The organism is Pantoea sp. Taur, from assembly GCF_009830025.1.
Classification (GTDB): domain Bacteria; phylum Pseudomonadota; class Gammaproteobacteria; order Enterobacterales; family Enterobacteriaceae; genus Pantoea; species Pantoea communis.
In genome coordinates this window covers 219,026-233,184 of sequence record NZ_SZZZ01000006.1, presented here as the reverse complement: position 1 = coordinate 233,184, position 14,159 = coordinate 219,026, and the positions used below count along the sequence as shown (strand labels likewise).

The 14,159-nt window shown below is 52.7% G+C and carries 11 protein-coding genes; 6 read left to right on the top strand and 5 right to left on the bottom strand.

What is annotated here, in order from left to right:
- The first annotated feature begins 250 nt into the window (after nucleotides 1-250).
- Nucleotides 251-2,455: a TonB-dependent siderophore receptor gene (locus FD744_RS11295; protein ID WP_160868240.1), complete on the top strand. Its 2,205-nt coding sequence runs from the start codon at nucleotides 251-253 to the stop codon at nucleotides 2,453-2,455.
- Nucleotides 2,456-2,771: 316 nt separating this feature from the next.
- Nucleotides 2,772-2,945, top strand: a complete 174-nt coding sequence (locus tag FD744_RS25350) for a hypothetical protein (RefSeq protein WP_202403474.1) — start codon at nucleotides 2,772-2,774, stop codon at nucleotides 2,943-2,945.
- Here the strand turns inward: FD744_RS25350 and FD744_RS11290 are convergent.
- Complete coding sequence (locus FD744_RS11290; protein ID WP_160868239.1) at nucleotides 2,942-4,090, bottom strand: beta-glucosidase; 1,149 nt, start codon at nucleotides 4,088-4,090, stop codon at nucleotides 2,942-2,944. The two genes, FD744_RS25350 and FD744_RS11290, sit on opposite strands and share 4 nt — an antisense overlap.
- Nucleotides 4,091-4,245: 155 nt before the next feature.
- Between FD744_RS11290 and FD744_RS11285 the strand changes: the two genes are divergently transcribed.
- Entirely contained in the window at nucleotides 4,246-5,703 is a 1,458-nt protein-coding gene (locus tag FD744_RS11285) for a phosphatidylserine/phosphatidylglycerophosphate/cardiolipin synthase family protein (protein ID WP_160868238.1), read from the top strand.
- 64 nt (nucleotides 5,704-5,767) lie between these two features.
- On the opposite strand, the gene mdoC is transcribed toward FD744_RS11285, so the two are convergent.
- Nucleotides 5,768-6,919, bottom strand: a complete 1,152-nt coding sequence (gene mdoC / locus FD744_RS11280; RefSeq protein WP_160868237.1) for a glucans biosynthesis protein MdoC — start codon at nucleotides 6,917-6,919, stop codon at nucleotides 5,768-5,770.
- A gap of 279 nt (nucleotides 6,920-7,198) precedes the next feature.
- Between mdoC and FD744_RS11275 the strand changes: the two genes are divergently transcribed.
- The 3 genes from FD744_RS11275 (at nucleotide 7,199) to FD744_RS11265 (ending at nucleotide 11,653) form a co-directional block, all read left to right on the top strand.
- Nucleotides 7,199-8,734, top strand: coding sequence for a glucan biosynthesis protein G (locus FD744_RS11275; RefSeq protein ID WP_182058499.1), 1,536 nt, complete (start codon nucleotides 7,199-7,201; stop codon nucleotides 8,732-8,734).
- Nucleotides 8,727-11,276, top strand: a complete 2,550-nt coding sequence (gene mdoH, locus FD744_RS11270) for a glucans biosynthesis glucosyltransferase MdoH (RefSeq protein WP_160868236.1) — start codon at nucleotides 8,727-8,729, stop codon at nucleotides 11,274-11,276. The genes FD744_RS11275 and mdoH overlap by 8 nt, the downstream gene beginning before the upstream one ends.
- Before the next feature lie 137 nt (nucleotides 11,277-11,413).
- Nucleotides 11,414-11,653, top strand: coding sequence for a YceK/YidQ family lipoprotein (locus tag FD744_RS11265; RefSeq protein WP_058959606.1), 240 nt, complete (start codon nucleotides 11,414-11,416; stop codon nucleotides 11,651-11,653).
- A gap of 3 nt (nucleotides 11,654-11,656) precedes the next feature.
- Here the strand turns inward: FD744_RS11265 and FD744_RS11260 are convergent, their stop codons facing one another.
- The 3 genes from FD744_RS11260 to FD744_RS11250 all read right to left on the bottom strand — a co-directional run bounded on the left by FD744_RS11260 (nucleotide 11,657) and on the right by FD744_RS11250 (nucleotide 13,922).
- A complete protein-coding gene (locus tag FD744_RS11260; RefSeq protein ID WP_034820175.1) occupies nucleotides 11,657-12,055 on the bottom strand; it encodes a MysB family protein in 399 nt (132 codons plus the stop codon).
- A gap of 118 nt (nucleotides 12,056-12,173) precedes the next feature.
- Nucleotides 12,174-12,440, bottom strand: a complete 267-nt coding sequence (locus FD744_RS11255; RefSeq protein ID WP_034820172.1) for a hypothetical protein — start codon at nucleotides 12,438-12,440, stop codon at nucleotides 12,174-12,176.
- 558 nt (nucleotides 12,441-12,998) lie between these two features.
- Nucleotides 12,999-13,922 carry a Kdo(2)-lipid IV(A) acyltransferase gene (locus tag FD744_RS11250; RefSeq protein WP_034820169.1) on the bottom strand — a complete coding sequence of 308 codons (924 nt, stop codon included), beginning with the start codon at nucleotides 13,920-13,922 and terminating at the stop codon, nucleotides 12,999-13,001.
- Between the last annotated feature and the right edge of the window lie 237 nt (nucleotides 13,923-14,159).

Here is a 14,159-nt window from a genome sequence, read left to right as displayed (position 1 = left end):
TCAGCGATTTCAATCAACGAAGCCGCTTACTCTTATTTTTACCGGCCTTAAATCCCCACAATTTCTGAGTGAAATCACGGTGGTAAGTGCAATTACCGCAGGGAGTTTTCGCTTTCTTAACAAATAAGCGCTTCTGACCACGCTGAGTTGAGTAAGTTCAGCGATTTTACTTGCTTTCGTATTGGCACTCCGCATAATCGCAACCCGTAATAAAAATGATTATCAATATAATTCGTATCAGGGGATATCCATGCGTACTTCGCCTTTCAATCCCGGACTGAAACCGACGCTGCTTGCTGTTCTGGTCAGTGCCGGTTGTTTGCCAGTGATGGCTGCTACCACCAACACCACAACGTCTTCAACCGCGGCCAAAAACGAGCAGCAGACGCTGACCGTGACCGCAACGCCACAAGCTGACTTCAAATCCGGCGGCAATGATTTAGTACCTGCCTACCTCGATGGGCAAATCGCCCATGGCGGCCGCCTCGGCATGCTAGGTGAGCAGAATGCCATGGACGTGCCGTTTAACGTCATCGGCTTCACCTCCAAAATGATTCAGGATCAGCAGGCGAAAACCATCGCTGACGTGGTGCGCAACGACGCCAGCGTGCAGAACGTTCAGGGCTACGGTAACTATGCGGAAACCTATCGCATTCGTGGCTTTGAGCTGGATGGCGATGACATGACCTATGGCGGGCTGCCAGGCGTCGTGCCGCGTCAGGTGATCGATACTCAATTGATTGATCGCGTAGAAGTGTTTAAAGGGGCTAACTCACTGGTTAACGGTGCGGCAACGTCAGGTGTTGGCGGCATGATCAACCTTGAGCCAAAACACGCGGAAGATACGCCAATGGCGCGTGTCGGCCTGGATTACACCTCCTCTTCTCAGGTGGGCGGATCGGTTGATGCCGGACGTCGTTTTGGTGATAACAACCAGTTTGGCGTGCGCGTCAATGTGCTGGATCGTGAAGGGGATACCGCAGTGCATGGCGCTAAACGCCGCACCACAGCTGCCTCCCTCGGTCTGGATTACCGTGGCGATCGCCTGCGTACCTCACTGGATGTGGGCTACCAGAAGCAGACCTTCCACGGTGACCGCATTGGCGTTAACGTCAGTGGGCTGGACTTCATTCCCGCACCGACAGCCGCCACGCATAACACCAGCCAGCCCTGGGTTTACAGCAATATCGAAAGTGAATTCGGTATGGCGAAGGCCGAGTATGATCTAACCGATAGCTGGACCTGGTACGGTGCGGTAGGTGCTCAGCATTCGCATGAAATTGGCCTGTATGCCAGCCCGGCAGTTTCCGATGCCAGCGGCGACGCGCAGTATGGCCGTTTAGATACCAACCGTATCAGCGATGCTTTCAGTGGCATGACGGGGATTCGCGGTAACTTCACCACCGGATTTGTCACCCACAAAGTTAACTTTGGTTATTCTGCAGTAACTCAGGCGGTTAAAACGGCGTGGCGTTATGGCGCAGGGTCAGTCGACACCAATATTTATAACACGCCGACCACTGCTGTTCCGGTCACCACTTCGGGCAGTGGGGATTACCACGATCCGCTGACCACGGGCCGCACGCGTACCCAGGGTTATCTGCTGAGCGATACGCTGGGCTTCTTCGATGACACCGTGCTGTTCACCGCCGGTGCACGTCATCAGAAAGTGGTGGTGCGCAGTTATAATAACGACACCGGTGCAGAAGATACCGATTCTCGCTTTGACGCCAGCCGCTGGATGCCAACCTACGGGGTGGTGTACAAGCCATGGAAAGAAGTTTCTTTCTATGCCAACCACACCGAAGCGTTGCAACCGGGTAGCGCGGCGCCAAATACCGCCGCCAACTACGGTAAAACCACCGGTATCGCGCACTCTAAGCAGAATGAAGTGGGCGTTAAAGTCGACTTCGATCGTGTTGGCGGCGCGCTGTCACTGTTTGATATCCGCAAACCTAATGCTATCACCAACAGCGATAACGTTTATGCGTTGAATGGTGAGCAGCGTAACCGTGGTGTAGAGCTGAATCTGTTTGGCGAACCGGTACTCGGTTTCCGTCTGAATGGCAGCGCCACCTGGCTGGATGCGCAGATCACCGAATCTGCCAACGGCACGTTAAATGGTAAGCAGGCGATTGGTGTTCCTCGCTACTACTTCGTACTGGGTGCTGAATACGACATCAAACCGGTCGATGGCTTAACGGCCACGGCTTATGTGAATCATTCAGGTTCGCAGTATGCCGATGCGCAGAATACCAAGTCGCTGGATAGCTACACCACATTGGATCTCGGTGTACGTTACCGCACCAAGCTGAACGATCATGATATGGTCTGGCGCGTGGGTGTTGATAACGTCACCAATGAGAAGTACTGGTCAAGCGTAGAAAGCTACGGCTACTACATTTATCAGGGCGACCCTCGCACCTTGAAAGTCTCCATGAGCTACGATTTCTAATCCGGCTCTTAACAGGGACGCCATTGCGTCCCTGTTGTCATTTCATACTGAAATAATTCTGTACCTTGCCACGCATTCCATTACACTCAGTGCGGCAATCCCGCGCACAAAAGTCTTTTGTTATTGAGTCGACATGAGTTCACCCGCGCCACCTGACGATCACGACGAGCCTTTACGACAATCTCTGGATGATGCGCACTTCGCTATTGTGGTACTTGCAGTGACCTCTGTTACCCTTATAATCTTCGTCCTGATGGTGACGTTATGGATGAGCTAAGGTCAGCAACAGTTCATGGAAGCCTGCAAGGAGATGTCGATGGAAGCCCGAGATGACAAACTGATCGCCATAATTGGCCTGCTCTCCGCCTGTTTAATCGGCGTGGTGTTCCTGTTCACCATGACATGGCTGACCGATGTGCGCCATCCCGCCGATCCCACGCTTGATGTACAAACCTGTCCACCAAAAGTTCATCTGACGCAACACTCTTAATTCTGTTTTTCCCGGTTGTGCCACTTAATTTGCTGACTGCGCAGCTCTAACGCCAGCGCTTCGTGTAGCGTGCGATTGCCATTGGGATCGCCCAGGCCAAACAGCGCGCCAGGTGAACGTCGATCGTCTGCCCAGGCCGGATATTCGACTACCGGATAGAGCGAAATGCCTTCCAGCGCCACCCCTTCGTCCAGGGCTAACAGCGCCTCTTCCGTGACATGTCGCAGCCAGGGCGCGCGCGCGTCGCCTTCCGCACCGGTTTCTGCCAGCAATAATGGACGTTGATAGCGTTGCCAGCATTGCAGCATCAGGCGATGCAGTGGTTGATAAGTCGTGTGTTCAGCAGGGATGGTGTCGCCGGAAAAGAACCAGTGGTTATCGGGATAATAATTCAGGCCGAGGATATCGAGGAAATCCTCACGTCCGCCCAGTTCCGGCGCATCACGCCCGGCAATCCAGTCCCAGGCTTCAAACTGGGCCTGATGCTGTGCATCTGCGTAGGGTTTGCTGTCGGGGTTGTCGGGATCGGCGGCGATTTGCACCAGCGGATCGGTGAGTACAAAGCGCGCATCAGGATAAACGTCGCGAATCGCATGCATCGCCGCCAGCGAGGCGCGTACCAGCTGACGTTTTAGCTCGCGGCCGCGCTCGCTGGCATAGGGATCAAGCCAGGAAACATCCGCCCCGGCCCATGACCAAAACGAGATTTGGTTGATTGGGGTGAAAAAAGGGTGCTCAACGCCTTCATCACGCATCAACTGCGCCATGGCACGTGCGAAACGCTCAAAATGATCGACAAAGGCGCTACGCCAGATATCGAGGTGTTCTGGGTAGCCAAAATGGGCTAATTCCCAGATGATCTGCATATCGTGACGTGCGGCGGCATGGACCATCGGTAAAAAGCTGCGCCAGTCATATTCGTTTGGCGTGGCTTCGATAAGATGCCAGCGTGCACCGTCGCGGGCTGTATGTAATCCTTCCTGCGCCAGCGCGGCATAATCTTTCTCCAGTAACATGTCGTGACCACTACTGATCACCATATCCATACGACGGCCCCCGCTGCGGCAGGCGGTGGAGCAGGGGAAGCTACCCTGGAAGAAACTGCGGAAAAGCTGCGGGTGATGGCGCGGGGATTGCTGAGTCATCATCCTCTCCTCACGGTAAACGTCGGATGCAGAACGCACGCCTAAGTCTAGACTGTAAACTAAAGACGCGTCAGCGAGCGGTAGCAGATATCTCTGATGGCCATCCGATGCGGTAAGACCAACAATAATAGATCCAGTGAATTCAGGGATTCGGTATGAGTGAAGCAGCATCCGTTCAGCAACCGCCAGCGGGCGAAGGGTTACGAGAGATTGTTGATGCACGTTGTGCGCTGCATCCTGGGATGAGTGGCATTCATCCCCTTAACGATGGTCTGGATGCCTTTGCCGCACGCTATCTGCTGATGGGCATGGCGCAACACACTATTGATGTGCAGTACTACATCTGGCACAACGACATGTCTGGCCGTCTGTTGTTTAGCGCGTTGCTGGATGCCGCCGAACGTGGCGTCAACGTTCGCTTGCTATTAGATGACAATAATACGCCGGGCCTGGATGACACGCTGGCCGAACTCGATCGCCATCCCAATATTGCGGTGCGCTTATTCAATCCCTTTTCCTTTCGCACCCTGCGCGCGCTCGGTTACCTGACTGATTTCGCCCGACTTAATCGACGCATGCACAATAAGAGCCTGACGGTGGATGGGGCCGTGACACTGGTCGGTGGGCGCAATATCGGCGACGAATATTTCGGGACTGGCGATGAGCCGCTGTTTACCGATTTGGATGTGCTGGCGATTGGCCCGGTGGTACATCAAGTCGCGCACGATTTCGAGCGCTACTGGCAGAGCAAAGCGGTTTCACCCTTGCGCGCGGTAGTAGATGTCTCGGGCGATGCCCATCAGGCTGTGCGTTTACCGGCAGAGTGGCAGCAGAGTGAAGCCGTTCAGCGTTATCTGGCGCGGCTGGAGCACTCTTCTTTTGTCAGCCAAATGGAACAGGGATCAATGCAGATGACGTGGGCCGAATCGCGTCTGCTGAGTGACGACCCGCGTAAGGGATTGGGTAAAGCTAAACGTTCCAGCCTGTTGCCGCAGCGCATGCTGGAGGTGATCGGCACGCCGCAACAGCAGTTCGATATCATCTCGGCGTATTTTGTGCCCACGCGTGCCGGCGTGGCTCATCTGGTCGCACTGAAGCGGCGGGGTGTCAAAATCGCGATCCTCACCAATTCACTGGCGGCCAATGATGTGTCCGTGGTACACGCAGGTTATGCGCGCTGGCGTAAAAAGCTGCTGCGTCATGGAATTGCGCTGTATGAGATGAAGCCGCAAGCCAACGCCAGTGACGCCCCGCATGACCGCGGGTTAACCGGTAATTCCGGTTCGAGCTTGCATGCGAAAACCTTCACCGTCGATAACCGGAAAGTGTTTATCGGCTCCTTCAATTTTGACCCCCGCTCTGCGGTGCTTAACACCGAAATGGGGCTGGTGATTGAGAGTGAAACCCTGGCGCAGCAAACTCATCAGCGTTTTATTGCCGGGATGCGCGATCGCGCCTGGACACTGCGTCTGGACAACTGGGGGCGGGTGAACTGGGTTGAGTATCCCGGTGAAGCAGGTGAGGTGGTGCACAAACATGAGCCGCAGTGTACCTGGATACAGCGACTGCTGGTGCGATTGGTGTGGCGCTTACCGGTGGAGTGGTTGTTGTAAATGACGCAGGACATGCTGGCGCACCGGACAACAATCGCCCCCACATTGTGGGGGCTGATGCCGATTACCGTGTAGCAGAGGGCGCTTTAACCGCATTGCGCTGAGGTTTACCGGAGAACAGGAAACGCAGCAGTGGGATGCGCAGATGGATTTCATACAGCATAAAAGCAATGCCAAACACCATCAGCAGACCGACAAAGAAACCTAGCGTGTTGCTGCTAATATGCGGGGTAACGTAAATGCCATACAGAATCGTCAGCGGATGGTGCACCAGATAGATAAACAGTGAGGCATTGACTAAATACATGATGCGCGGGGAATGGCTGTTCAGCAGCTTGTGACCAAAGCTAAAGCAGACATTCAGCATACAAAGTCCCATCAGGGTTGAGATCACCTCATCAATTTCATACAGCCAGCCATCGCCGCTGCTGTATCGCTGATTCAGGCTGTAAGCGATAAATACCGCAATGGCGCCAAAACACATCACCGGATTGAAACGCACAAACAAGGCTTTGAGCGCCTGATGTTTCCATGCTAATGCGCCCAGCATAAAGAACGGCAGGAACGTCAGGGTTTGCATCACGGCCACGCTGAACAGACCATCGGCGAACACGGCCGGTACGGCATAGAACAGCGCGCGGCGGAACAGACACCAGACCAATGCATAAGCCAGAAATGCCAGCGTCAGTTTCCCCCAGCCTACCTGCTGATAATCAATCTTCCGCTGCTGAGTGCTCAGCCAGCGGAAGGTCAGCATGCCGAATGCCGTCAGAATCACTAAAACCAGTAAAAACCACAGGTGAGAAATCAGTTCCCACGCCAGCGTGTTGTACTTGTCATACAAAGAAAAGCTATCCCAATGACCCACTTTGTCGGTCAGATTTTTTAGCATAAAAAACTGCGGCAGGGTAATGAGCGGAATGGCGGTTAACAGCGGGATACCTACACGCTCCATGCGGACCTTCAGCCAGTGTTGTGGCTGGTAGCGCAGGTAAAGCATGTAGGAAAAATAACCAGAAATAACAAAGAACACCTGCATGCGGAAGGCGTGGATGAAGTCATTCAAAACGGTTAACCACATCGAGGCATCGTGGCTATTCACGGCCCAGCGCTGTGTGGAGTAAATCAACGAGACGTGAAAGGGCACGCCTAATAACATTAAGTACGCTCGAATGGAGTCGAGAAAATATTCGCGTTCGGGTTTTGCTGAACTCATAAGCTTCCAATTTGTCAGTTTACTTGCCGGTTTCACCCTGAAACCGGATTATGCTGGATGAAAATTCTACCGCCTGTAAACAGCGTATACTATCAGGTGATTCTGTATCTTAACCTGAAGGGTTTAATTATCCGAAAAGCACACTTTCAGCTTACAAATCAGCGGAACAATCTTGTGCATAAGCTGTCGGAAAACCGAATAATCCTTTAAGATAAACGGGTTTGATCTGAGCACACGAAAGGGGGGGATGTGCTAAATAAAGTGAATAAAAAAGTGGGACTGGTAAAAATGCGCTGGGTAGGCGCGGCAGTTCTGCTGGCGTTGTACGCCAACAATAGCTGGGCGTTCAACATTGATGATGTGGCAAAACAAGCCAAGGCGCTGGCAGGGAAAGGTTACGAAGCGCCGAAGAGCAATTTACCCTCTCAGTTTCGTGATATGAAATTTGCGGATTATCAGCAGATCCAGTTTAACCACGACAAAGCATACTGGGGCAAACTGCGCACGCCGTTTAAGCTCGAGTTTTACCATCAGGGCATGTATTTCGATACGCCGGTGAAAATTAATGAAGTCACCGCCTCATCAGTACGTGAAATCAAATATAACCCTGACTATTTCAACTTCGGCAACGTGAAACACGATGCTGATTCCGTCAAGAACCTCGGGTTTGCCGGATTCAAAGTACTGTATCCTTTAAACAAAAAGGGTAAAGACGACGAAATCACCAGTTTCCTGGGCGCCAGCTATTTCCGCGTGATTGGCGAAGGTCAGGTGTATGGTCTTTCAGCGCGCGGCTTAGCGATTGATACTGCACTGCCATCAGGTGAAGAGTTCCCGCGCTTTAAAGAGTTCTGGATTGAACGTCCAAAACCTCAGGACAAGCAGCTGGTGATCTATGCACTGCTGGATTCGCCACGTGCGTCCGGTGCTTATCGCTTCATTATCAAACCGGGCAAAGAGTCGACGGTGGATGTACAGTCTAAGGTTTACCTGCGTGACAACGTCGGCAAACTGGGCGTGGCACCACTGACCAGCATGTTCCTGTTTGGTGCTAACCAGCCATCACCGGTGACCAATTTCCGTAACGAGTTACATGACTCGAATGGGCTGTCCATTCACGCGGGCAACGGTGAGTGGATTTGGCGTCCGCTGAACAACCCGAAACACCTGGCGGTGAGCACCTTTACCATCGAAAATCCGAAAGGGTTCGGATTGCTGCAGCGTGGCCGTGATTTCAGCCATTACCAGGATCTCGACGATCGCTACGATCTGCGTCCAAGCGGTTGGGTTGAGCCACAGGGTGACTGGGGTAAAGGCCGTGTCGAACTGGTCGAAATCCCGACAGCGGATGAAACCAACGACAACATCGTGGCTTTCTGGACGCCTGAGAAATTGCCAGAGCCGGGCAAAGAGATGAATTTCCAATATCGTCTGCACTTCACGCGTGATGAAAACCAACTGCATCAGGATGATGTGGCATGGGTGAAAAACACGCTGCGTTCTGCGGGTGATGTGAAGCAGTCTAACCTGGTACGTCAGCCGGATGGCTCAATTGCCTTTACTATCGACTTCGTCGGTAAAGCGATGAGCAAACTGCCGGACAATACTCAGGTCGCGCCTCAGGTCAGTGTAGGCAACAATGCCGACGTGGTTGAGCAGAGTGTACGCTACAACCCGGTGACCAAAGGCTGGCGTTTGGTATTGCGTCTGCGCGTGAAAGATAACAAGCAGCCGACCGAAATGCGTGCGGCGCTGGTGAGCGGCGACAAGACATTGACGGAAACCTGGAGCTATCAGCTACCTGCCAATGAATAAATCGACTTTTTTACCTCAATCTTACGTGGAGGCCCTGCCGCTTGATGCGGCGGGGCGCGCTCGTCTGAGTGATTCGTTACAGAATGCCCAGGCGTTCCACGCTATTCATACGGCGCTGGGGCAAGATGTTGCCGCCAGCGATCGCCCGGATGATGCGCCGCTAAAATCGGTGTCATCACGCGTACAGATGGCCTGGCCGGATTCACTGGCCGAGGGTCAACAACTCAGTAAGGATTATCTCGACCGCACCACGCTGAAGGCGATGCCTAAAGTGAAGCGCTCGCTGATGTTCCCTGAGATCTGGCGCACCAACCCGATCGCGCGTGCATGGGATTCTATGCGTGGGAAAAAATCCACGCCGCGTTATGCCACAGCGGAAGAGCAAAAGACCGAAGATAAGTGGCGTCATGTCGGTTCTATGCGCCGTTATGTCCTGCTGATTCTGACGATTTTACAGACGGTAGTGGCGACCTGGTACATGAAAACCATTCTGCCATATCAGGGCTGGACGCTGCTCGATCCTATCGAGTTGTTTAACCAGAACTGGCTGCAGTCGGTAGAGCTGATCCTGCCTTACATTTTGCAAACCGGGATATTGTTCCTGTTTGCCATTCTGTTCTGCTGGGTGTCCGCTGGTTTCTGGACCGCGTTGATGGGCTTCCTGCAGTTGATGATGGGTCGCGACAAATACAGCATTTCGTATTCGACCACGGGTGATGAGCCGCTCAATCCGGAGCATCGTACTGCGCTGATCATGCCGATCTGTAACGAAGACGTTGAACGCGTATTCGCCGGTCTGCGTGCCACCTGGGAATCGGTGCAGCGCACAGGTAATGCCGAGCACTTCGATGTCTATATCCTGAGCGACAGCTACGATGCTGATATCGCCATCGCTGAGCAGAAAGCCTGGATGGAGCTGGTGCGTGATGTCGGAGGCGCAGGCAAGATTTTCTATCGCCGTCGCCGTCGTCGTGTGAAGCGTAAAAGCGGTAACATCGATGACTTCTGCCGTCGCTGGGGCAGCAATTACAGCTACATGGTGGTGCTGGATGCTGACAGCGTGATGAGCGGTGAGTGTCTCACCGGACTGGTGCGCATGATGGAAGCCAATCCGAACGCCGGTATAATCCAGTCGTCGCCAAAAGCGTCAGGCATGGACACGCTGTATGCGCGTTGTCAGCAGTTCGCGACCCGCGTCTATGGCCCGCTGTTTACCGCCGGTCTGCACTTCTGGCAGTTGGGTGAATCGCACTACTGGGGCCATAACGCCATCATCCGTGTTCAGCCGTTCATCGAGCACTGTGCGTTAGCACCGCTGCCTGGTGAAGGTTCTTTTGCCGGTTCAATTCTGTCACATGACTTCGTTGAAGCCGCGCTGATGCGCCGTGCCGGTTGGGGAGTGTGGATCGCCTATGATCTGCCGGGCTCTTACGAGGAACTGCCGCCGAACCTGCTGGATGAACTGAAGCGTGACCGTCGCTGGTGCCACGGTAACCTGATGAACTTCCGCCTGTTCCTGGTGAAGGGGATGCACCCGGTTCACCGTGCGGTGTTCCTGACCGGTGTGATGTCTTATCTGTCAGCACCGTTGTGGTTTATGTTCCTCGCCTTGTCCACCGCGTTGCAGGTGGTACATACGCTGATGGAACCGACCTACTTCCTGCAACCGCGCCAGCTGTTCCCGGTGTGGCCGCAGTGGCGTCCTGATTTGGCGATCGCGCTGTTCTCTACCACGTTGGTACTGCTGTTCCTGCCGAAGCTGCTCAGTGTGGTGTTGATCTGGTTCAAAGGTGCCAAACCGTATGGTGGTGCCATTCGTCTGTTCTGCTCGCTGATTCTGGAAATGCTGTTCTCGGTGTTGCTGGCACCGGTGCGTATGCTGTTCCACACGGTATTCGTGGTCAGCGCGTTCCTCGGCTGGGAAGTGGTGTGGAACTCACCGCAGCGTGATGACGATGCTACACCATGGGGCGAAGCTTTCCGTCGTCATGGTTCTCAGATGCTGTTAGGTATCGTTTGGGCGGCCGGTATGGGTGTGCTCGATCTGAACTTCTTATGGTGGCTGGCGCCGATTGTGTTCTCACTGATTCTGTCGCCGTTTGTGTCGGTGATGTCGAGCCGTGCAACGGTGGGACAGAAGAGTAAGAATGCGAAGCTGTTCCTGATCCCGGAAGAGTATGAACCACCAAAAGAGCTGGTTGATACCGATCACTACCTGCAGTTGAACCGCGAGCGGGCGTTGAAGAATGGCTTTATGCATGCCTTGTTCAACCCGGCATTCAATGCACTGGCAACCGCAATGGCCACGTCGCGTCACAAACAGAGTGCGTTGCTGGATCATGCACGCGACCGCCGTGTCGATCAGGCACTGAGCGATGCGCCTGAGAAACTGAACCGCGAGCAGCGTTTGCAGCTCATCAGTGACCCAGTAGTGCTGGCGCGCGTGCACTCACGCCTGTGGGAAAGTGCAGAGAAATATCATCAATGGGTGGAGAGTTATCAGAAATTGACACTCAATCCTGAGGCGCTTCCACAGCGCTAACCTCGAAAACCTAAAAGCGGCAGCGATGCCGCTTTTTTTTGCCAACATTCTGACTAACACAATCTTTACGCGCACAGGTGTAGTTATTCCACCCGTGACCCGGTTAAACTAACGCCAGTTCATTGTGAGTAAATGTTGTGAATTATTTCCTTAAATTAACCCTATTGTGTGCCACCACACTCGTGTTGAGCGGCTGCGGCAGTATTATCAGCCGAACCATCCCAGGACAGGGACATGGCAGCCAGTATTATCCTGGTGTGCAATGGGATGTGCGTGACGGGCCATGGCGCGTGCTGACCATCCTTGATCTGCCACTCTCGCTGGTGATGGATACGCTGTTGCTGCCCGTCGATGCCAGCCACGGCCCTTACGAGTAACGCTTACGCCCATTTATCCGATGGGCTATCGTCATCTTCCCATTCCTCTGCCGCAGCTTCACCCTCTTCGAGATCGCGTGGTGGCTCCAGCTGGAATTCCCCTTCATCCCACTCGTGCAGGGTGTTTTCCGACTGCCACTCCTGACGCAGTTCCACCTCGTCGAAATCGCCGTCAAATATCGCCTGGGCTGCTTCGCCGCTGCAGATCGGCAGGCATTCACCTTGCTCATCTTCACCGTCAAAGAACTCTGCCTGCCACATGATGTCACCATCCTGCATCACGTACTTTTGTAGCGAGAACTGGCTCACGCTGGCATCGTCTTCGTGCACATCCGTCTGGCTGGCGAGAAACTCCTCGCGTGCGGCGTCGATAGCTTCTTCAAGCGTGCTGTACAAGCTCATAATGAACTCCATGTCTGTTGAAAGGGATTTCACAGAAGAATAGACGAAAAATGGAAGTGTGCAGGGCAGGCATAGAATAACGGCGGGCGGATGAATGCAATTCAACCGCCCAAACCGTTTAGATCATCTTTTGCGGGAAATGCAGTACAGGACGTACTGACTCGCGAATAATAGGAGCAGAGTAACGAATGCAGCATTTAATACAGGGTTTCACCTTTTTAAAATTAATACGAGCGGTTGATAAAGCCTGATTTAAATTATAGAGCGTACCGATAAAAACCATATCCTCCTTAACGGGTAGACGTTTACACTCTTTCCGATGCAAGAGGTGGTAGCCCTCTTGATCAGTACTGATTGTCACGTAGTAATAGATGCCTTTATTCATATTATAGGTTCCTGCGATATATTTGCTGTGTGTAATCTTTTTATATTTTTAGAAGGGCAGTTATTTGGCTAACTGTCACGGTTGAAATTAACTGGAATCGATTTCGCTAACAAATTCCAGAAAGGAATAAGCATAGCTCTTCTTTTGTAGAAACAGAATATAAAGGGGGTGGACTAAGACAATACCTTGTTATGTAAGTTAATTTTACTGGATTGATAAGCGGAGCAAAAGCATTCAGCAATATTAAATAGGAATAGGCCTGGAATGCGTGAAAATTAGATCCGTGGCCACCTGTTTCAATTGATGAAGCTTTTTGATGCTGCTGGATGAGAATTCAAAGAGATGCGCATTTTAGTGTTTACATTTCGTTAACAAAGATTAATATTCTGCATTTCTACAGGTTATTCTGCTCCATGGATCAAGTTAAAGCTGGACCGAACAATGCCATCAGCCTGAATTCAGACTGGTCCGGTTTGACTAAAATTGACAGACTATCGTCGTGAAATAACGCAAATTTCTTCAGGAAAGCGTGGAGCACAGACTGTGCTCCACATCACATTAATACAGCGATGGTTGACCTTCAGGGCGGGTTTTAAAACGGCGGTGCAACCACATGTACTGCTCTGGTGCCAACAGAACGGTTTCTTCAACCACTTTATTCATCACGATAGCGGTATCGAGTTCATTCTCGAGCGAGAACTTATGGCGAATGTCAGGCATCATTTTAAGCTCATAACCGCGTCCGTTGGGCAGGCGGCGGGCGAGAAACGGGATCACGCTGGGATTGCCCAATCGAATCAACATATGCGTGCCCGTGGTGGTTGCCGCATCCTGCACGGCAAAGAACGGGGCAAACACGCTACTGCGCGGGCCATAATCATGATCAGGCGCGTACCAGATGATGTCGTTGTTCTTCATGGCGCGAATCATGCCTTTGAGATCTTTGCGATCCAGCATGCTCTTATTTGAGCGCATGCGTCCCCAGGTTTGCAGCCAGTCGATGAGCTTATTGTCATTCGGCCGGTAAACGCCAATGCCTGGGTTGTGCATGCCAAACACGCGAGCACCCAGCTCCAGCGTCAGGAAATGCATGCCAATCAATAAAATGCCGCGTTTTTCCGCAAGCGCATGGCTGACGTGTTCGAGCCCGGAAGTGGCCACCCATTTTTGAATACGCCAGTCAGGCCAGAACCAAGCCATACCGGTTTCAATCAGCCCCATGCCAACCGATTCAAAGTTGTGCTTCACCATGGCTTCACGTTCGCTGGTAGGCATATCCGGAAAACAGAGTTCCAGGTTACGTTGCGCGACTTCCACACGACGTTTTAAGAAGCGCATGGCAATGCGGCCCAGGCCACAGCCAATCGTATGCAGCACCGGGTAAGGAAGTAACACCAGCAGATAAAGAAAGCCGATACCTATCCAGGTCAGCCAGTAACGCGGGTGAAGAAGTTCACGGGAAAATTGGGGAAGTTGAGTCATGGAAATGTCAGTATCCTGCGTCTTGTGCCAGAGAGTCCGGTTTCTGTTATTTGTCGTGATTATGCCATTTTTTCGTGCTGACTGAAATCAAGCATAGCCTGCAGGCGGGTGTAAGGCAGTCAGATTGCGCATTAATCTACAACTGCGGCGGAGAATTGCGTCGGTAATCACGCCATTCAGGATTATCTGACCAGGGGCTTTGCATCGAGCGGAATTCAGGTATCATGTGCGCGCTAA